Consider the following 19,246-nt stretch of genomic DNA (forward strand, 5'->3'; position numbering starts at 1 on the left):
ATATGGTGCGCTTTATTCGCTGATACGCTGCTGATGAAAAACTTCATCAGCTTGTTTTTTTACGTAGAAGCTCACTATCCAATGCACTCTCCATCAAAAAATAAGATCGATAAAAGAGCCATTGCTAAAATAGTTACACGGATTCCGCTTACAAGCAAGTCTTCTATATAAACTGATAGAAAAGTAAAAAATATATCTATAAAAGCTGCAGATGTTACAAATAGTACTTTATTCAGTCTGGCATTCTTCATTAAAAAAGTGAGTGCCTTTGAAAAAAGCTCTGTGATAGAGCCAAATACAAAAATAAACATAGGGCCCAGTAGGACTCATATTTCACTCCCATTACTCTAAGGAAACCTATAAAACCAAAAAAGTAGCTTCCCATTAAGATAGCTAAAATGATTAGTACCATCGTTCCTACTATAAAGAACGCGATTAACCGATTCATTCCCCTGCTTTTTCTTTTCATTGTTCCACGCCACCTTGCTTACTCATCACTTAATCCATATTATACTAAAAAAGTGCGATACCATGGTATCGCACTTTTCTACGTTAATTATCTTTTTTATCTTGAAGAGCTTGTTTTAAAGCATCCCCCAAGCTTGAACCAAACGCTCCGTCATCGTTGTATTTGTTAAGAAGCTTTCGTTCTTCTCGCTTTGAAATCTTTTTCTTTTTGTCCTCAGCTTTTTCCACTACTTGACATGAACGACACTGGAAGTACGTCCCAGCTTTTCCTGAATGAATTTCCATTCGTTTATGACACTGCGGACAGCGTCGGTTCGATAATTTAGGGTCTTTTGCGCGTCTATAGCTGCACTCAAGGCTTGAACAAACAAGCACTCTTCCTTGCTTTGTTTTCTTTTCTTTTAAGAAAGAACCGCATTCCGGGCATTTGGAGCCCGTTAAATTATGAGGTTTGTACGTTTGATTACTTGTTTTCACTTGCTTGACAAGCTTTTCTGTTTGTTCGCGAATATTCGTTAAAAACTCTTTTGCATTTCCTTTTCCTTTAGCAATTGCTTCTAAGTCACGTTCCCATTTAGCCGTAAGCTCAGGAGACTTTAACTCGTCTGCTACTAGGTCAATCAGCTGCTTCCCTTTTTTGGTTGCATGCAGACGATTGTTTTGGCGATCAATGGATTCGTTTTGCAGAAGCTTTTCAATAATATCTGCACGTGTTGCCGGCGTGCCTAAATTATGTTTTTCCATTTGTCCAAGAAGATCTGCTTCTGTATAGCGCTGCGGCGGCTCTGTAAATGCACTTTTCATCGTCACATTCTGAATGAGCGGCTTGCTGCCTTCTTTCATATCAGGCAGCTTCACCGTTGCTTCTGAGTCTCCACCAGAAACTTTTTTGAAGCCTGCATTCACGACTTGCTTTCCGCTTGCTACTAACTGTTCCCCGTTTACTTCAAGCTCTGCTTTAACCACTTCATACTCATATGCAGGATAAAATAATGAAATAAATCGCTTTGCAATTAAGTCATACAGCTTTCGTTCATCAGCTGATAGATCTTGTAAAAACACAGGCTGATCCGTCACGATAATAGCATGGTGATCACTTACTTTTTCATTATTAACCACTCGTTTTGGCAGCTGTGCATTTCTTAAAATTGGACGAACCTCTTCTTTATATACAGCAGAGATGCTTTCCAAACGCTCTTTCATAGTAGAAACCATATCTGTTGTTAAATAACGGGAATCTGTACGTGGATACGTGACTAACTTATGCTGTTCATATAGCTTTTGAAGTACATTCAATGTCTTCTTAGCAGAGAAATTAAAGCGTTTGTTAGCATCTCGCTGCAGTTCGTTTAAGTCATAAGGAAGCGGCTGCGCTTCTTTATGCATTTTGCGCTTAATTGTTTTTACAACTGCCTCGCCTGATAATTTTGAGTGCAGCTCTTTTGCGCGTTTTTCATCAAAAATGCGCTTTTCATTGCCCTTTTGCCAAGCTGCTTCAAAAGATGAAAACTGAGCTGTAAGCGTCCAATATTCACTAGGTTTGAATGTATTGATTACCTGTTCACGCTCAATTATCATCGCAAGGGTCGGTGTTTGTACCCTTCCTGCCGATAATGGTTCTTCGTATTTAGTCGTTAACGCTCTCGTTACGTTTAAACCGATAAGCCAATCAGCTTCTGAACGGCAAACCGCTGAGTCATACAAGCGGTTAAACTCTTTTCCTGGCTTTAACTGTTTAAACCCATCACGAATTGCTTTATCCGTTTGAGACGAAATCCAAAGGCGTTTAAACGGCTTGTTCCAGCGTACTTTTTCCATAATCCAGCGCGCTACAAGTTCTCCTTCACGCCCTGCATCAGTCGCAATAATTAACTCTCCAATATCCTTTCTTTTTGCTAGATCGGATACTGTGCGAAACTGAGAGCTCACTTTACGAATTACTTTCAATTTCATTTTCTCAGGCATGATTGGCAGATCTTCTAATCGCCATGTTTTATATTGGTTATCATAATCCTCTGGTGTTTGTAATTCAACTAAATGACCAAGTGCCCATGTTACGACATACTTTGGCCCTTCAATATACCCTTTTTTTGTTTGTGTGCTGCCAAGTACGCGCGCAAGATCACGTGCTACACTTGGCTTTTCTGCTAATACAAGTGATTTCATTTTATGTATACCTCCAATTCACTTGTTCCATTATACATGATTGCATACCTTTTGTACGACTTCAGGATTAAGTTTACATAACACGATTATAATAAATAAAGCTGAAGAATTTCTCTTCAGCTTCTAGCTACTTCTTTTTATAAAATAGGCGTGAAATAATTAGACCGATAGCTCCTAAGACGATAAATAACAAGGCCCTGATAGCCATTGGGATAAAAGGTAAATCATATAAAACGAGTTTAAAAAGTGTTAAGAACAAAATACCTACGCCGACATACGTTGATGTTTTAAACGTTTTAAGTGATCCTATAATGAATGCAGCAATGGACAGCACTAGCCAAACGGCCGTCATAATAAGCGTTTGTATATTAGCGGAAAGATCAATGGTTCCAGCGACCGTCACTTGCGTTGCAAAAATTAAAGAAAGAATAGAAAAAATAATACTTCCTCCAATTTTGAACGTATCGTGCTCATCTTCTTTTGTTTTTTGAATGCTGATCCATATAAATACTAGAATAGACGCTAACACGATAAGCCAATTTAATGTAGGAAGAGACAGCACTTCTTCGATTGGTGTAACTAAGATATACGTGGCGCTCAGTATATAAATCGTATAAGAAAACAGTTGATGAAGAAGATTTTTATACGTCATGGCTATATAGTAAACAGCCAGCCCTTGAATGACATATAAAATCACTCCTTCTCTTAAATCGACGAGCTGATGAATAAAAAACGCTACTGCAACAATTAAATAGGTAATAAAAAATTCAAATTTCTCTTTAGAACTTCTTGCTGCGTAAGCACCTAATGCGTAAATAATAACTAACGCAAGCAGCACCAGTGTAGTCATGCCATCGTTGAAAACGGCGAGCAGCCAGCCGTACGTAACTGCTAAACTCGATAAAAGGGTAAACGCATATATTTGCAGTACGGACTTTGATAGAAAAAAGCTAGAAAGTAAGCATAAATGCTGAATAAGAATCGCCATACCTAATAACTCTTTTACACCATTATCACCAACAAACGAGTAATAAATGAGTAGCGTAAGATTTAATAGTATAGCCGAAAGCACATATAAAATAGAATATTTTTGTTTGACTGCCACATATAAAAAGACTATATACAGAAGGGTTTCATAGCCGATGAAAACAAGCGCATTAGGCGAATTACTTTCAATTAGAAACGGAACTAGTACGCCTCCCACAGCGCTAATAATCCCCAATGCCTGCGAACGATAAAAGACTGTTGCTGCAATTCCTAAGATGATCCAAGTCGCATTTAGCATAAAAGCCAGCATTGGTCCTGCTAAATGGTATAGGCTATGCATGGCAAACGTCGTTAACATGAGAATAGGAATAGCTCCTCCTACAAGTACTTGCCCGAGCACCAGCCTGCTCTTTTTAATTTGAAAATGACCTGTCACAGCAAAACCTATCGAAACCACAAAGCCGAGAACAACTTTTGCTTTTTCATTCATTAACCCATAGTCAGAGGCTGCTTTAAATCCCCATAGCACGCCAATAATAAACACAAAAATAAAAATTCTCGGCAGCCATGTTTGAAAAAAAACTTTTTCCCAATCAACAGGCTCTTCTATTGCCTGTGAGCTTTTAGCTACTGTTTGAGCAGGACGTTTAGCGGTCTCCTGGCGCTGCTTGGGAGGAGCATGAACTGCTGGTCTTGGAGAATTTGTTTTATATACGAGCGACTTTAGCTTGGCTACGTCTTCTTCTAAACTGCTTATTTTTCGTTCAAGCTCTTTTATTCTTTCTTTTTCCATATTTCCTCACCCTTTCTCTTTAAAGTATTTGTGATTTTTATATGTATATCTTACACAAACTAACTATTATACCATTAAAAGGAATGCCACTTAGAAACATTCTATTTTTAACAAAAAAAAATACAGCGCCCTTTTCAAAAGAAAAGTTCGTTGTATAGGATGTACCGCATTTTTTTATGTCACTTTCTCGCTGTATGTACTATGAAACCCCGCTTCGATGTGGGCTACTTGAAAACTATGGTGACCAATTAAATATTTAACAATATCTACACGATCAATTTTACCGGGCTTATTGTTCATTGCTTCTCGCACCATAGATTGAAACGTTTCTTTGCAAAACTTTTTTTCATGAAGTAGAATCGTTTCACAATACTCTTCATGGTCTCCCTCTGAAATACGATAATAATGCATTTCTTTCACCCCTTTTTAATGTTATACCTATTACATACCCCAAATATTGCTATTTTAACAAATTAATTTTACTATTCTTCATTTTTCCATTTATATATGGTTTACAGCGCAACGTTTCGAAACTCATCGTTATAAATGCTAATTTGAAGACGCTGAGAAAAACGTTCTTCTTCAATGTAGGTCTCAGGCATTAATCCAACAGGATATACCTTCGGGTTTTCGCCACTTCCTAATATGTATACATACATCTTTCCTTCGTTTGTATATCGAACCTTCGTCGAAATACCTCCTTGCCCTTGAAGAGGCGCATAAACAGCTCTTACATTATCTCTAATTTCTTGTACGAACCCATGTAGTTCAACATCCGAATCGTAATAGTGGTTTGCTTCATACAAGCCGTAAATACGAGACTTATCGATATCACATAATATGTTCCAAAATTCAGATAAATCTTCTTGGAACAACACTTGAATAAAATTTCGTGCAGCTTCTTGCTGTTCTTTTGTTAATTCTTTTGTTAGCGCAAACTCTTCATTTTTTAACATCTCAGTCACCTCCCTTATGTATGTAATACGACAAGAGATACAAATAACCTCTTTTTTCAGCTTATTAGCAACCAATTTATTTTTTACATTAAAAAGTGAAAAGCTATCTCGACTAAGATGTCAAAATAACTTTTCAATTACTGTAGAATAATTACGTAAAATACTCGATTTTCGCATTTGGAAAATACTGATCAATGTAATATTCCAACGTCTCTCTTAATTCTTGTTCTTCATCTTTTGCGTATACATACTTTCCAATTCCGTAACGCCCCCATTTGTAGCGGCGCTCTTCTTCATTCATTTCAAGCTTTGTTTTCGGATAGTTTTTCTCTATCACCCGTTTGGCTGGCTTGGTAAAGCGATGCTGAATCATTTCGAATGTAATATCATCTCTTGACTCTTCAGGTATAGAAGCATCAAGCTTTTCAAACAACTGACGATACCCCTCCTGCCATCCCTCATGAATATAAATAGGAGCAACAATAAAGCCAAGTGGATATCCGGCTTTTGCGACTTTATTAGCAGCTTCAATCCGGTAATCGAGAGGAGATGTACCAGGTTCAAAATTTTTAATGACATAATCCGCATTTATGCTAAAGCGAAAGCGCGTGCGGCCATTATGCTTAGCATCCAATAAGTGATCCACGTGATGAAACTTAGTCACGAAGCGCAGTTGACCTAGTTCACTTTCCCCAAAATATTCAATCGCGTGCTTTAATGAATGTGTTAAATGGTCAATTCCTACGATATCAGATGTACAAGCCGCTTCAAATCGTGTTATTTGAGGGGCTCTTTCCTGCATATATTGCTCTGCTTGACCTAATATTTCTTCAACATTCACGTACGTGCGAATATATGGTTTGCTTCCCATTGTTGTCTGCAAATAACAATAGTGACAGTGCCCCATACACCCTGTTGCAAACGGTATTGCATATTCAGCTGACGGTTTAGATGTATCAAATTTCAAGGTTTTACGCACGCCAACTACTAAAGTGGACTTGGCATTGCGGTATTTTTGCAAATCATTTTTTCCCGGTATATTACGCACTTGATTATGAGAAGTTGTTTGACGAATCTCAATTCCCATCTTCTCAAACTTTTCTTTTAATTGAACACCAAGCGGGTACTCCATTGCCCCTGGCTCAATGTATACTAATTGAGGTACAAAAGGTTTTATCATCATGTACACTTCCTTTTTTCTAATACTAATAGCGTTTGAAAAATAAAAAGACTCTATCCGTGGTAATTATTTTTCAAACAAAAAAGACTCTCTGTTTAAGGAGAGCCTTGCGTCAATCATATTGTTCATAATCAAATATCTTGTTATACATTTTCTCTGCTTCTTCATACGTTGAATACACGGCATCATCTTCAGCTAACAAATGATAAGACTCATGCAGAAACAGCGCTTTTTCACCTTTGTTTTCAGGATGTTCAACAATTTCAGCTTGATTAATATTGGCAACGTTCGCCGTATGAGGGTTTCGGTAAATAACAAATACTTGATCTCCCACTTGATATTCTTTTTTCTCCACGATCATCATCCTTTTCTTCTTTCTTTACTCGTATGATGTCCGCTTTTACTCATTTTATCCGGTAAACACACCTCATGGCATCATCAAGAATTCATACGCTTTTACGCTCAATAAACCGAAAAGGGAGCTCAATTTTCTGAGTCGCCTTGTTTCCGACTAATGTAAAAAGCGTTTCTCCCATCTCTTTAAGAGGAAGTTCGATCGTGGTAATTTGTAAATATGAAGAAAGCGGATGATTATCAAAACCAATAATAGCTAAATCTCCTGGAACTGACATACCAGCTTGTTCGCACTGAGCTTTTATTCCGATAGCGACTTGATCGTTTGTTACTAAAAGCGCCTGAGGCCGATTTTTCATCTGCACCAATTTTTTTACTACTTTTTCACCATCCGTCACGTTCAAACAGCCTTGAAAAACCCATTCTGAATGATAAGGCTGATTTATTCCTTTTATATATTCTTTGTATGCTTGTTGCCTCTGTTGACTATTTGTCCCCGTCATTCTTCCGATGCAATAGCCAATTTCCGTATATCCTTTTTCTTTTAAATACAGGAGCGCCTGCTTAAAAGCTGCGTAATGATCAACGTATACGGAGCGAATAGAACGATTCTGTACGTTTTCGCACACGGCTATCGGCCCGTACTGCTGATAATATTCAATCGTGCTCCAGCTGCTTGCTCTAGAACAAATAATGACTCCATCAACCTGCTTTGTTTTCAGCATATGAAGCGCTTCTTCTTCTTTTTTTACATCATAGTTCGTCTGACAAATAACAAGCTGATACTGCTTTTCTAACGCTTGAAAGGCGACTCCTTCTAAAAGCAGGCTGAAATAAGGATGATTAATAAAAGGCAAAACGACGGCAATCATATTTGTTTTCCCTTTTGATAAGTGAACGGCATTAATGTTTTGTTCGTAATTAAGTTCTTGAATAACCTGCTCTACTAGCCGGCGCTTTTCTTCTTTTACATACGGATGATGATTTAGCACCCGGGATACAGTCGAAACAGATACACCAGCTTTTTTTGCGATATCTCGGATATTTGTCATATTTTCACCTTTTTCTCTTGCGCTGAAACGCGTTTCATACTTTATTCTCATTATAAAGTGAAATTGCAATAAGCTAAACCCGTTACCATCGTGTTTTTATTCATTTACGTAAGGAGGTCATTTCATGGGTATTTTATTGTTTATTTTATTATGCGGAATTGAAATTGGAGGAGCGGCTTATGCACTTAAACAAAATGAGACGCTTTGGAAGGAGTTAGATGAAGAAAAGCCGACTGATTTTTTCAAACAGTAAAAAACCCTTAAAAAGAACATTCTTTTTAAGGGTTTGGTATTACGCAGCTTCTTTAGATGATTTTGATTTTTTATTTAAACGAGGAAAGCCAATTACAATCGCAATGATCCCGCAAACCGCTGTTAACATTGGATAGAATGTAAATGGAATAATCTCAATCGGTGACACTTTAGCAAATCCTGCTGCAAGAAGCATTTGTGCGCCGTAAGGGATAAGCCCTTGAACGCTGCACGAAAACAAGTCGAGCAGACTGGCTGATTTGCGATTATCAATTGAATACTTATCAGAGATTTCTTTTGCTAACGGACCTGCCGTAATAATTGAAATCGTGTTATTAGCCGTGGCTAAATTGGTTAAACTTACTAACCCGGCGATACTGAATTCTCCGCCTTTTTTCGTTTGAATGCGTCGTGTTAATAAGTTCAATAAGAACTGAATACCGCCGTTATAGCGAATGAGCTCAACCATTCCGCCAATTAACAGAGATAAAATAATTAATTCCGACATTCCGCCAATACCTTCTGTTACAGTTTTAGCAAAAGAAGAAAGCGTGTAGCTTCCGTCAGCTAATCCGATTACGCCGGCTAGCACAATTCCTCCGGTTAAAATGCTTAATACGTTTGCACCAAATATGGCAGCAACTAGTACGCCGACATAAGGCAAGATTTTAAACCAGCTAAAATCTTTAATTTCCACTGATGATGTATTGCCTAGCGTCATGACAAGTAATAAAATCACCGTAACAATCGCTGCAGGAAGGACAATAAAAAAGTTTACTTTTAATTTATCTGACATATTTGTTTTTTGCGTACGAACTGCTGCAATGGTCGTATCAGAGATTACAGATAAATTATCTCCAAACATTGCACCACCAACAACGGCAGCAATTGCCAATGTAATGGATACATGAGCCTGCTCACTGATTCCTACAGCGATAGGCCCTAACGCAGCGATTGTTCCCATTGACGTTCCCATCGAAATTGAAATGAATGCGCCAATAACAAAGATTCCGACTACCACTAAGCTTTGCGGAAGCACAGACAGAGCTAAGTTTACCGTTGAATCAACAGCTCCCATGCCTTTGGCAACTTCTGAAAAAGCACCTGCTAAAATAAAAATAAGTACCATAATAATGATATCAGGATGCCCTGCTCCTTTAGCAAAACGTTCAACTTTTACATTAAGTGAATCTTTGCGGTTCATAGCCAGCGCCACAATGGCTGCAATGATAATGGCTACTAATACAGGCAGCTTATAAAAATCTCCCGTTATAATTCCTGATCCGACAAACAGGACTAAAAAGACGCCCAGCGGTAACAGCGCCCAGCCGTTTCCTTTTTGTTGTTCCATTCTTAACACCTCTTGTTTACGTAATAAAAAAAGACCTCTTCTTATTGATAAGAAGAGGTCTCTTATTTGTATCATAAGATTACCCTTCTCATCTTCCAAACGAAACATCGTCTGCTGGATTTGGCACCGCACTGCGTACAGCCAGTTGCCGAGACATCGTAGGGCCAGTCCCTCCGTCTCTCTTGATAAGAAGTTTGTAGTTGTTTTAAAAATAGTCTTTCACTACTGTAATCTCTTTTTATTTAATTGTCAAATGCTATTTCAGAAAAATATATAGTGCGAAAATTCTCACATCAGTTAGCTACGTCACGTTTCAAAAACGCTGCCCATGCCACGCCCATAAAGAAGACAAAGTGTGCAACTAAAATGAAGATTGAAAATGGAATCGTCATGCCGTCAAACATCGTCTTCATTCCATCCATATACTGCACAAAGTTTGTGTTGGCAAACAGTAGAAATTTCCCCCACCATAAACCAAACTCTGATACTATTCCAGTTACTGCTTTCGCTCCGATACTTACGACAATAGCTAGACTTGAAGCAAGCGCGCTGTTTCTGAATAAAGACGACAGCATAAATGCGAACGTCATCATCATAAACGTTTCCATATACGCACTGTCATACGTAAGCGTAATGTTTTTAAGCAGCTGCGCATCTCCTTCTAGACTGGCAAAGCCAAAGAACAATGCTCCCCATACAAACGAAAAAAGCAAATAGCTCAGCAAGTAATACAAACTAATTAAAATGAGCGTTATGTACTTGGATGCTAAAATCGTTGAACGTCTAGCCGGGCGAATTAAAAGAAGCTTAATAGTACCTGATTCAAACTCTTTTGCAACCATTGACCCTCCAACAGCAAGCGCAAAAAATTGAACAAGAATCAGCATACCTGAACTAAATGACAGGAAATTCAAGATGTTGTCTTCTGTTCCTGCACTGTTTGCTACTTTCTTCATTAAAAGAGCCATACAAAGAGTTAAAATGCCGATTGTGATAAACGTGATTTTTGTACTTCTTTTGTGAAACCATTTCATGTGTTCATTTTGAATTAACTTAATCATGGTGCTCTCCTTCCGTAACGGACATAAACGAATCTTCAAGCGTCTCATACACAGGGGTAATTCTGTAGACTAAAATATCGCTGTCCACTAATTTTTTATTTACAGCTGGAATTTGTTCTTTTACGATCGCCACGTCGATACTATGTGATCTCATCGTTACTTCAAATTCTTGTGATAAAAGTTCCGCTGCTTTTTGCACGTCAGACACTTCAAATTCTACGTACATTCCTTGATCTTGACGATTTGGAGATAGATCTTGAACGGCTTTTAACTCACCGTCTTGAATGATGCCAACGCGGTCACATAATGCTTCTACTTCTTTTAATAAGTGGCTCGCGATTAAAATTGAAATTCCTTCTTCCCTGCAAAGCGTTTGTAAATATGTACGAAATTCTCTCATTCCCGCTGGGTCTAGACCATTTGTTGGTTCGTCTAGTAAAAGCAATGCAGGCTTATGTAAAATAGCTTGAGCTACTCCTAAACGCTGTCTCATCCCAAGAGAATACGTCTTCACTTTTGCATGAATGCTGTTTTCAAGCTTTACTAGCGCAATCACTTCATCCAAGCGTTCTGCTGTGATTCCTTCATGCATATTAGCAAAGTGTTTTAAATTTTGATAGCCCGTCAGATAATCATAAAACTCAGGGTTTTCAATAATCGCTCCAATTGATTTCATAGCTGATGTAAACTGTTCTTTTAAAGGAAACCCATTGACGGTAATTGTCCCCTTTGTTTCTTTAATGAGTCCTACAACGGTACGAATTAGCGTTGTTTTTCCAGATCCGTTTGGACCAAGCAATCCGAAAATCTCACCGCGCTCAACCGATAAGGATACATCATGCAAAATGGTTTTCTTCCCAATTACTTTACTGACATGATCTACTTGCAGCACTGTTTCTGTCATCATGTACATCCTTTCTTTAATTAGCAATACGCCTTCTATTGTTTCTCTTTTTTAACTATTTGTCTACTATAACCTTATTTTTGGAAAAGTAGCCCATTCAAATCATTCGTATTATCCGCTTACATTTGATAAAATAAAACAAATCTTAGTTAGAGGAGGACTTCTACATAATGAACTTAACCGTATACCTTGCCGGGCAAATTCACGATAACTGGCGAGACGAAATTAAAAACCAAGCAGAACAATTAAATCTTCCCCTTACCTTTGTCGGTCCCATGACAGACCATGACCGCTCCGACAACATTGGAGAAGAAATTTTAGGAAAACAGCCTAACGCTGTCTTAAAAGATGAAGCTGCTTCCCAAATTAATAATTTACGCACGCAGGTGCTCCTTAAAAAATCTGATGTGGTCATTGCTTTGTTTGGTGAAAAATACAAGCAGTGGAACAGCGCAATGGATGCGTCAACAGCCATTGCATTAGATAAACCGCTAATTTTGGTTCGCCCTGAAAAACTGCACCATCCGCTTAAAGAACTGTCAAACAAAGCCCAAGTTGTAGTCGAAACGCCAGAACAGGCTCTTCAAGCATTAGCTTATATTTTTGAATAATAAATAAGAGCTGTCCAAAAGTGGCAGCTCTTATTTATTATTTATTGAGGGCTCCGTACGAAGCATGTGATGAGTATTTCTTTGGGGGGATTTTTTCATTTTTGACATAAAGATAAACAAAGTTATAGTCGGGTGCTTACTTTTTTGACCCGGATGCTCCATAATCTTTAATCGTTAACTTCACATCATAATTAATTGGCACTTCACTAAATGTTTGATCCCAATTGTCTTTAACCCTCATCCATACTCTGGGCCTCTTAATTCTCAATTGATTTCCGAAACCTGCAACATCAACTTTATATTTTGTTTGCATTTTTTCTAATACGTTTCTTACCAAGTGCTTTACTTTTTTTTCTGAAGTTTTTTGCGCGTTCTGCAAAAATTGATTGTTAAAAGAGCTCCCTGAGGTCATCCAACTTTCAGATAGCCTTCCCACTGATTCAATGTGTACATCAAAAGAGATATTATTTCCTTTAACATGAGGTTGAATGTGACTTTTCATAGACTCTATTTCATATACAATCAGCTGACCGGTCTTTTTATCAAAGCTTTTTACTAGGCCACCTTTTCCTTTACCTGTAATCCAAGTCAGACCATCTAGTTCTTCTTCATTCAAAAAACCAATCATTTTGTTTGTTTTTCCTTTAATTATACCTGCACCCGCAAATTTGATTTCTCCATTTGCTGATACTACATTTTGCAACAGAAAACTAGACCGTGATTGGATTTTGCTCTCTAGTTTAATAAGCGGTATAGGAGGTAAAATTCTCGTTGTTCGATAGGCATTTTCTACCATTGTAGACAAACGAAATGCTGGAATCTCTCCTGCTGTTTTTGATTCGAGTGTGTCGCTTGCTCTCCCTTTACTAATAAACATCAGACAACTTGGTCTAAAATCATTGTCACGAAGACTTTGATCCACTAATTGTTCCAAACTATACGATCGTGCAAGGGCCTCACCGATAACCATCACTTTCATATGGGGACTAGTTAAAGGAGTATCACTTCTTAAAGATAATTCACGAAGCATTTGAAAAGCAGAATCTCCTGTTTCAGACACATTCACATAAGATTTCTGTTGAGGACCTCCTTGTTTAGTGGTTGAACTTGCCACTTGTGGGGTGATAAGTTGATAGGTTGACGTAATCAGGTTCTTTCTCGCATATCCCCCTCCTTGTTCATCAAATTCTTTTTCAATCATGGACTCCTTCCCCTTATCGAGCGCCACACCTACCCCTAAACTTCGTTCTTCAATTTCATGACTACTCCAGCAGCCCGTCAAAGGAACGAGCAAAAAAACAGAGAGAAAAACCAATAAAAACTGTACGTGATTAAAGGTTTGTTTCATACTTTCTCCCCTTTACTTTTGAAATAATGAGAAGAAGCAACGGCAAAAGGCCAAATAAAACTAAGGCAGCGTTGCCAACCATATCCCCTACTTTAAATACATCATTGATGTTTTTGGGAATCATGGAAATAAGATAAATAACGGGAAGCACGCCATACATAAATGGATGAATATTCTTTTGGAAAAGTTGAGATAGTCCTAATGAAGCAGCGTAATGGTTAACAGTAAAAGAAGTAAACATTTGCATAATCCATACCACCAGCAACAGAGAATCAAATCGTTCAAAAATCAAACCGGTCAGCTCAAAACTTCGTATCAAATCAAGTGTGGGCCATGTTCTTGTAACTACCCCATCAACCGATAACGCTCCAATCACCATTACAACAGTAATCACATAAATGAATAAAGGAATAGTAATTCCAACTAGTACAGCTTTTCCTGCTTTGTGTGGTTCTTTCATAAAAGCTAAAATGATTAACATGATTTCAGGACCGGTGAATGCAAGAGCAGTTGTTTTTATGCCTTTTAGCACCGGGGTGATACCTGAACCTAGTACCGGGCGCAGATTGTCTACTTCAAATATTTTGATACTCATAAAAGCAACAAGTAAAAAAAGAATAACTGTAATAGGTAATATAATCTCAAATAGACGAGCGATTGGATTTATCCCCCCTCTGATTAGGTAGAGACTTGCCCACATAAAGGGCATAATAATAGCCCATTTAGGGGTTCCTTCCAACAATAGATATCCTGTTACTTCTGCCAATGAACGAACATGAAACCCACCAAGTACTAAAAAATAACCAATTATGAAGAAGCTAAATAACTTGCCTATCCATTTCCCTACAATTTCTTGGCTGTATTGATAAAAGGTTTTTTCAGGGAAGCGTTGACTTAATTTCACCATAATTACTCCTGCTATCATGGCAATTATTCCGCCTAAAATAACACTTAACCAAACATCTGGTGTTTTTACTTGTTCCGCAACTGTCCGGGGCAAGGTAAGAATTCCTGTTCCAAGTATAAAATTGATAACAACCACAGTTGCTTGAGGTGTCGTAATACGATCGTTTGAATTGATCATTACCCACAGCTCACTTCCTTTCATCATAAGCTACCCTTTTCGCAGAGGATCTTTGGTGTGCATCATCTTTGGACGTCGTTTCATCATCATCAGAGGCATACGGACTACCAAGTCTTTCCATTCACTTAAACGATAAGGAACAGCTGGACTCATATAAGGTACGCCGAAACTTTTTAGTTTCACTAGATGGCTCATCATAAAAAGGAAAAATAAGATGACGCCATATAATCCAAGTATGGCAGCACAAAGCATGGCTACAAACCGAAGAATACGCAATGTGATTCCTACACTATATTGCGGAATAGAAAACGATGAAATGGCAGTTAACGCCACTACAATCACCAAAATAGGGCTAACGATTCCTGCCTGCACCGCAGCTTCTCCAATGATTAACCCACCGACAATGCCCATTGCTGGACCAATTGGTTTCGGCAATCGGAGTCCGGCTTCTCTCAAAATTTCGATTGATAGTTCCATAAATAAGGCTTCGATAAGAGCGGGAAACGGAACACCAGATCTTGATCCTATAATAGAAATAGCTAACTTAGTCGGAATTAATCCTGGATGAAATGAAATAAACGCAATATACAAAGCCGGTGTAAAAAGGGAAAGAACCACTGCAATATAACGAAGAAAACGAATGAATGTACCGGGAATCCACCTTTCATAATAATCTTCCGGCGACTGTAACATCATGCTAAACGTAACGGGAGCAATCAAAGCAAAAGGCGTCCCGTCTAATAAAATGGCTACTCTCCCTTCCATCAAAGCAGCAATTACACGATCAGGACGCTCCGTATTCTGCACCTGAGGAAAGGGACTAAGGTAATTATCTTCAATGAGTTGTTCCACATATCCTGACTCCGGTACATTATCAAGGTCAATTTTTTTAATTCGTTTTTCTACTTCTTCAACTAGTTCTGGATCAATAATTTCCTTTATGTAAGCAACAATTAAATCTTTTTTGGAACGCTTTCCTACTTGAAATTTCACCAGTGACAAATTTTCAATATCTCCGCTTCCTCTTAATAAAGAAGTGTTATCACTTAAAGATTCAGTGAAGCCTACTCTTGGCCCTCTCACTAATGCTTCTGATACGGGCTCTTCAATCGTCCTTGTTTTCACTTTGCTTGTACCAAGAATTAAAGCAGGTGATAACCCGTCAATTAAAAGAGCCGTAGATCCTGTTAAGACTTTTGATGTTACTTCTTTAATGGAATGAACCTCTTCTACATCACTGATTGATAATACTTGGCTTTTAATAAACTGTTTTGAAAGGCTTTCCTTTACGTAAAGCTGATCCTGTTGATATTCTTTTGAAAAATCAGCCATCAATGATGACAAAATATGTTTTTCAATAAGATCTTTATCTGATAGCCCCTCTACAAAAATAATAGCTGCCTGAATGCCGGTGCGCCCTATAATAAACTCCCGAAAATGAACGTCGGAGTTATGACCAATTTCATTTTTAACTGCTTTTAGAGTTAAAGATAAATGATCCGTAACATGATTAGATGAATTTTGAGGTGTAAATTCTTGTTTGTTTTCCATCTCGTTCGCATGGTTTCCTATTTTTTTTACTGTTGATCTCCATTTTTTCACTTTCATCACTCTTCCTCTGAATTACGAATCCCGCTTAATAATTTGTAGATTATATACGGGATGAAAAAAACCAAAACTGCTTGGATAAAAACTGGCCCGTCTGGAAGATAGGAAACAACTAATTCCCACATGATAATCACCCTATTTATGTCTATAACAAAGCAATTCTAGAAATAAGCATCCGTAAAATATCAGTGTTTACTTCGTAGAAATTCTTTTATTTACCAGGTAGTATTATTCTTCTTTTTGTTTCTTATACAAAGGAATACAACATCCATCATAAAAATGAAAAAGAGCTTACTACTGAAGGCTTAGACATGCTGGTTTGCCGCTCAATGTTTTGGTGAATGCTAGAACAATCAAGTTTTACCGCTCAAAAAATCCCTTAAATGGTTGACGAGTGCTTAAAGTGTCGGTTACACTTTATGTTTGAAATATTGTATTCATATCGCTCTTATATAAAAAGAATGGTATAATTTTATAGATATTGAATTTGGAGGACTGCTCATACATGATTACAGTTAGTAATGTAAGTTTACGATTTGGCGACCGAAAGTTATTTGAAGATGTGAATATTAAATTCACGCCTGGTAACTGTTATGGATTAATCGGCGCAAACGGTGCTGGAAAATCAACGTTTTTAAAAATTTTATCTGGTGAAATTGAATCTCAAACTGGTGATGTACATATGGGCCCTGGCGAACGCCTTGCTGTCTTAAAACAGAACCACTTCGAATATGAAGATCAAGAAGTTATGAAAACCGTTATTATGGGGCACGCTCGCCTTTATGAAGTAATGCAAGAAAAAGATGCTATTTATATGAAAGCAGACTTCACAGATGAAGACGGAATGAAAGCAGCTGAGCTTGAAGGTGAATTTGCTGAATTAAACGGTTGGGAAGCAGAATCAGAAGCAGCTATTCTTTTAAAAGGATTAGGTATTTCTGAAGATCTTCACGCCAAAAAAATGGCTGAACTAACGGGTAGTGAGAAAGTAAAAGTGCTTCTTGCACAAGCTTTATTCGGAAAACCTGATGTATTACTTTTAGATGAGCCTACGAATAACTTGGATATTCAAGCAATTCAATGGTTAGAAGAGTTCTTAATTAATTTTGAAAACACAGTCATTGTTGTATCTCATGACCGTCACTTCTTAAACAAAGTATGTACGCACATTGCTGACCTTGACTTCAGTAAAATCCAAGTCTACGTTGGTAACTATGATTTCTGGTATGAATCAAGTCAATTAGCACAAAAAATGGCGTCAGATGCGAACAAGAAAAAAGAAGAAAAAATTAAAGAGCTTCAAGCCTTTATCGCTCGCTTTAGCGCAAATGCATCGAAATCAAAACAAGCAACGTCTCGTAAAAAATTGCTTGATAAAATTTCATTAGATGACATTCGTCCTTCTTCTCGTCGTTACCCATACGTGAACTTCACGCCGGAACGTGAGATTGGAAATGACGTACTTCGCGTTGAAGGTCTAACAAAAACAATTGACGGCGTAAAAGTGCTTGATAATGTAAGCTTTATTATGAATAAAGATGACAAAATTGCTCTTGTAGGCCGCAACGAACTTGCAAATTCAACATTAATGAAGATTTTAATGGGTGAAATGGAAGCAGACAGCGGTACGTACAAATGGGGTGTAACAACGTCTCAAGCCTTTTTCCCAAAAGACAACTCCGAGTACTTTGAAAACGGAGATTTAAACTTAGTAGACTGGCTGCGTCAGTATTCACCTAATGATCAAAGCGAAAGCTTCTTACGCGGTTTCTTAGGTAGAATGCTATTCTCTGGTGAAGAAGTATTGAAAAAAGCAAACGTTCTTTCTGGAGGAGAAAAAGTTCGCTGTATGCTTTCTAAAATGATGCTAAGCGGTTCAAACGTTCTTTTACTAGACGATCCTACGAATCACCTTGACTTAGAATCAATTACAGCACTAAACAATGGACTTATCAGCTACAAAGGTTCAATGATTTTCACATCTCATGACCATCAGTTCGTTGAAACGATTGCAAATCGTGTAATTGAAATTACGCCAAACGGAGTAGTTGACAAGCAAATGACGTACGATGAGTATTTAGAAGACAGCAACCTGCAAAAACAAGTAGCAGGCATGTACGCTTAATAAAAAAAATCCCTTTCTTTAAAGAAAGGGGTTTTTTTTATATTTGGACCTCTTGATTTAACGATGACTTCGGAGAATACGTTAAAAAAGCTAGGCTAGCAAATACTAGTGCTGCTCCGCATATGTTCACCAAAGTCAGGGATTCCCCCAGCAAAAAGACGCCAAGTAAAAAAGCGGTAACGGGCTCTGCTAACGATAACGTCACGGCGGTAGACGCATGCACCGACTTGAGTGCTGTAGAAAATAATACATAAGCAAGAGCCGTCGTAAGTATTCCTAAGTGAAGTGCAATCCCCATTCCATTTAAAGAAACTAGCCAGCTCATATCATACATAAACCAGCATGGGATTAGTAGAACAGCAGCGGCTGTGAACACAAGAGAAGCGCCTACTTGCGGATCAACATGCTGAACAATTTTTTTATTAACAGTCGTATAGCAAGCAAAAGACGCCCCTGCTCCTATCGCCATACCCAAACCTATCACGTCGATTTGACTATCTTTTTTTAACAACAAGCTGCAGCACCCTATAATACCCGTAAACGTAGCAAGCAACCACTTTTTTGCAGGTTTCTTGCGGTACACTATGTAATCTAACACTCCTGACAAAAGCGGCGCACTCCCAATTGCCACCATTGTTCCTACTGCAACGCCCGTTTTGATAACGGCTGAAAAAAACAGCGGCTGATAAGCGGCCATACTTGCTGCGGCAACCGCAAGAGGCAGGATAGGAAGACGTCCTACGTGCAATTTCTTTTTTTGTATAAGACAAGCTGTAAAAAGCGACAGTCCCCCTACAGCTAAACGTACGGCTCCAATAGCCACAGAATGCGCTCCAGCAGATGCTAAAGCTTGGGCAGTCCCTGTTGTTCCCCATAGTACAGCTGCACATAAAATAAGTATTTTTGATAATGAAGTATTCATATTTTCATCTCCTTTCTTTTATCA

At 38.1% G+C, this 19,246-nt stretch carries 18 protein-coding genes and 1 riboswitch; of the genes, 3 read left to right on the forward strand and 15 right to left on the reverse strand.

Translation table 11 applies throughout. The features are described from left to right. Positions 1-250: 250 nt before the first annotated feature. The 8 genes from SB717_RS40240 to SB717_RS12225 all read right to left on the reverse strand — a co-directional run bounded on the left by SB717_RS40240 (position 251) and on the right by SB717_RS12225 (position 7,956). Positions 251-469, reverse strand: a complete 219-nt coding sequence (locus tag SB717_RS40240; RefSeq protein ID WP_486360770.1) for a YrvL family regulatory protein — start codon at positions 467-469, stop codon at positions 251-253. 83 nt (positions 470-552) lie between these two features. Next, positions 553-2,634 carry a DNA topoisomerase III gene (locus SB717_RS12195; RefSeq protein WP_074681426.1) on the reverse strand — a complete coding sequence of 694 codons (2,082 nt, stop codon included), beginning with the start codon at positions 2,632-2,634 and terminating at the stop codon, positions 553-555. Positions 2,635-2,761: 127 nt separating this feature from the next. Next, a complete protein-coding gene (locus tag SB717_RS12200) occupies positions 2,762-4,414 on the reverse strand; it encodes a DUF2339 domain-containing protein (RefSeq protein WP_410903807.1) in 1,653 nt (550 codons plus the stop codon). A gap of 174 nt (positions 4,415-4,588) precedes the next feature. Then, positions 4,589-4,825 (reverse strand): hypothetical protein, encoded by a 237-nt coding sequence (locus SB717_RS12205; RefSeq protein ID WP_013056931.1) that lies wholly within the window; start codon positions 4,823-4,825, stop codon positions 4,589-4,591. A gap of 101 nt (positions 4,826-4,926) precedes the next feature. Next, complete coding sequence (locus tag SB717_RS12210; protein ID WP_028413454.1) at positions 4,927-5,370, reverse strand: hypothetical protein; 444 nt, start codon at positions 5,368-5,370, stop codon at positions 4,927-4,929. 151 nt (positions 5,371-5,521) lie between these two features. Then, entirely contained in the window at positions 5,522-6,550 is a 1,029-nt protein-coding gene (splB, locus tag SB717_RS12215; protein ID WP_063671499.1) for a spore photoproduct lyase, read from the reverse strand. Between the two features lie 112 nt (positions 6,551-6,662). Beyond that, entirely contained in the window at positions 6,663-6,911 is a 249-nt protein-coding gene (locus tag SB717_RS12220; protein ID WP_016764006.1) for a transcriptional regulator SplA domain-containing protein, read from the reverse strand. A gap of 85 nt (positions 6,912-6,996) precedes the next feature. Continuing rightward, complete coding sequence (locus SB717_RS12225; RefSeq protein WP_074681430.1) at positions 6,997-7,956, reverse strand: LacI family DNA-binding transcriptional regulator; 960 nt, start codon at positions 7,954-7,956, stop codon at positions 6,997-6,999. 124 nt (positions 7,957-8,080) lie between these two features. Here SB717_RS12225 and SB717_RS12230 point away from each other — a divergent pair, with 124 nt between their 5' ends. Beyond that, positions 8,081-8,209 (forward strand): hypothetical protein, encoded by a 129-nt coding sequence (locus tag SB717_RS12230; RefSeq protein ID WP_255256027.1) that lies wholly within the window; start codon positions 8,081-8,083, stop codon positions 8,207-8,209. A 39-nt stretch (positions 8,210-8,248) separates the two neighbouring features. On the opposite strand, the gene SB717_RS12235 is transcribed toward SB717_RS12230, so the two are convergent. The 3 genes from SB717_RS12235 to SB717_RS12245 form a co-directional block, all read right to left on the reverse strand. Further along, positions 8,249-9,559 (reverse strand): Na+/H+ antiporter NhaC family protein, encoded by a 1,311-nt coding sequence (locus SB717_RS12235; protein WP_074681432.1) that lies wholly within the window; start codon positions 9,557-9,559, stop codon positions 8,249-8,251. A gap of 85 nt (positions 9,560-9,644) precedes the next feature. Continuing rightward, a riboswitch (SAM riboswitch) is annotated at positions 9,645-9,751 on the reverse strand. Between the two features lie 101 nt (positions 9,752-9,852). Further along, entirely contained in the window at positions 9,853-10,620 is a 768-nt protein-coding gene (locus SB717_RS12240) for an ABC transporter permease (RefSeq protein WP_410903808.1), read from the reverse strand. Further along, entirely contained in the window at positions 10,613-11,524 is a 912-nt protein-coding gene (locus SB717_RS12245; protein WP_410903977.1) for an ABC transporter ATP-binding protein, read from the reverse strand. The genes SB717_RS12240 and SB717_RS12245 overlap by 8 nt, the downstream gene beginning before the upstream one ends. Before the next feature lie 170 nt (positions 11,525-11,694). On the opposite strand from SB717_RS12245, the gene SB717_RS12250 reads away from it, so the two are divergent. After that, positions 11,695-12,135: a YtoQ family protein gene (locus tag SB717_RS12250; RefSeq protein ID WP_074681439.1), complete on the forward strand. Its 441-nt coding sequence runs from the start codon at positions 11,695-11,697 to the stop codon at positions 12,133-12,135. A gap of 136 nt (positions 12,136-12,271) precedes the next feature. Here the strand turns inward: SB717_RS12250 and SB717_RS12255 are convergent, their stop codons facing one another. From SB717_RS12255 to SB717_RS12265, 3 genes are read right to left on the reverse strand one after another with little or no spacing between them, the layout of a single operon-like run. After that, on the reverse strand, positions 12,272-13,483 hold the full coding sequence (locus SB717_RS12255) for a Ger(x)C family spore germination protein (RefSeq protein WP_216889434.1): 1,212 nt from the start codon (positions 13,481-13,483) through the stop codon (positions 12,272-12,274). Continuing rightward, positions 13,467-14,594 carry a spore germination protein gene (locus tag SB717_RS12260; protein WP_410903809.1) on the reverse strand — a complete coding sequence of 376 codons (1,128 nt, stop codon included), beginning with the start codon at positions 14,592-14,594 and terminating at the stop codon, positions 13,467-13,469. Before SB717_RS12260 ends, SB717_RS12255 begins: the two co-directional genes overlap by 17 nt. Before the next feature lie 3 nt (positions 14,595-14,597). Next, the gene (locus tag SB717_RS12265; protein WP_410903810.1) at positions 14,598-16,175 is read right to left on the reverse strand and encodes a spore germination protein; all 1,578 of its coding nucleotides are present in this window, start codon (positions 16,173-16,175) and stop codon (positions 14,598-14,600) included. 505 nt (positions 16,176-16,680) lie between these two features. Here SB717_RS12265 and SB717_RS12270 point away from each other — a divergent pair. Then, entirely contained in the window at positions 16,681-18,300 is a 1,620-nt protein-coding gene (locus tag SB717_RS12270) for an ABC-F family ATP-binding cassette domain-containing protein (protein ID WP_013056918.1), read from the forward strand. Between the two features lie 37 nt (positions 18,301-18,337). Here SB717_RS12270 and SB717_RS12275 read toward each other — a convergent pair whose 3' ends face one another. Then, the gene (locus SB717_RS12275; RefSeq protein WP_098620865.1) at positions 18,338-19,222 is read right to left on the reverse strand and encodes a DMT family transporter; all 885 of its coding nucleotides are present in this window, start codon (positions 19,220-19,222) and stop codon (positions 18,338-18,340) included. Positions 19,223-19,246 lie beyond the last annotated feature (24 nt).

Source organism: Priestia sp. SIMBA_032, assembly GCF_046535215.1.
GTDB lineage: Bacteria > Bacillota > Bacilli > Bacillales > Bacillaceae_H > Priestia > Priestia aryabhattai.

Coding starts and splice junctions, on each gene's coding strand:
- SB717_RS40240 (WP_486360770.1), bottom strand. CDS start 469: ATGAAAAGAAAAAGCAGGGGAATGAATCGGTTAATCGCGTTCTTTATA.
- SB717_RS12195 (WP_074681426.1), bottom strand. CDS start 2,634: ATGAAATCACTTGTATTAGCAGAAAAGCCAAGTGTAGCACGTGATCTT.
- SB717_RS12200 (WP_410903807.1), bottom strand. CDS start 4,414: ATGGAAAAAGAAAGAATAAAAGAGCTTGAACGAAAAATAAGCAGTTTA.
- SB717_RS12205 (WP_013056931.1), bottom strand. CDS start 4,825: ATGCATTATTATCGTATTTCAGAGGGAGACCATGAAGAGTATTGTGAA.
- SB717_RS12210 (WP_028413454.1), bottom strand. CDS start 5,370: ATGTTAAAAAATGAAGAGTTTGCGCTAACAAAAGAATTAACAAAAGAA.
- splB (WP_063671499.1), bottom strand. CDS start 6,550: ATGATAAAACCTTTTGTACCTCAATTAGTATACATTGAGCCAGGGGCA.
- SB717_RS12220 (WP_016764006.1), bottom strand. CDS start 6,911: ATGATCGTGGAGAAAAAAGAATATCAAGTGGGAGATCAAGTATTTGTT.
- SB717_RS12225 (WP_074681430.1), bottom strand. CDS start 7,956: ATGACAAATATCCGAGATATCGCAAAAAAAGCTGGTGTATCTGTTTCG.
- SB717_RS12230 (WP_255256027.1), top strand. CDS start 8,081: ATGGGTATTTTATTGTTTATTTTATTATGCGGAATTGAAATTGGAGGA.
- SB717_RS12235 (WP_074681432.1), bottom strand. CDS start 9,559: ATGGAACAACAAAAAGGAAACGGCTGGGCGCTGTTACCGCTGGGCGTC.
- SB717_RS12240 (WP_410903808.1), bottom strand. CDS start 10,620: ATGATTAAGTTAATTCAAAATGAACACATGAAATGGTTTCACAAAAGA.
- SB717_RS12245 (WP_410903977.1), bottom strand. CDS start 11,524: ATGACAGAAACAGTGCTGCAAGTAGATCATGTCAGTAAAGTAATTGGG.
- SB717_RS12250 (WP_074681439.1), top strand. CDS start 11,695: ATGAACTTAACCGTATACCTTGCCGGGCAAATTCACGATAACTGGCGA.
- SB717_RS12255 (WP_216889434.1), bottom strand. CDS start 13,483: ATGAAACAAACCTTTAATCACGTACAGTTTTTATTGGTTTTTCTCTCT.
- SB717_RS12260 (WP_410903809.1), bottom strand. CDS start 14,594: ATGATGAAAGGAAGTGAGCTGTGGGTAATGATCAATTCAAACGATCGT.
- SB717_RS12265 (WP_410903810.1), bottom strand. CDS start 16,175: ATGAAAGTGAAAAAATGGAGATCAACAGTAAAAAAAATAGGAAACCAT.
- SB717_RS12270 (WP_013056918.1), top strand. CDS start 16,681: ATGATTACAGTTAGTAATGTAAGTTTACGATTTGGCGACCGAAAGTTA.
- SB717_RS12275 (WP_098620865.1), bottom strand. CDS start 19,222: ATGAATACTTCATTATCAAAAATACTTATTTTATGTGCAGCTGTACTA.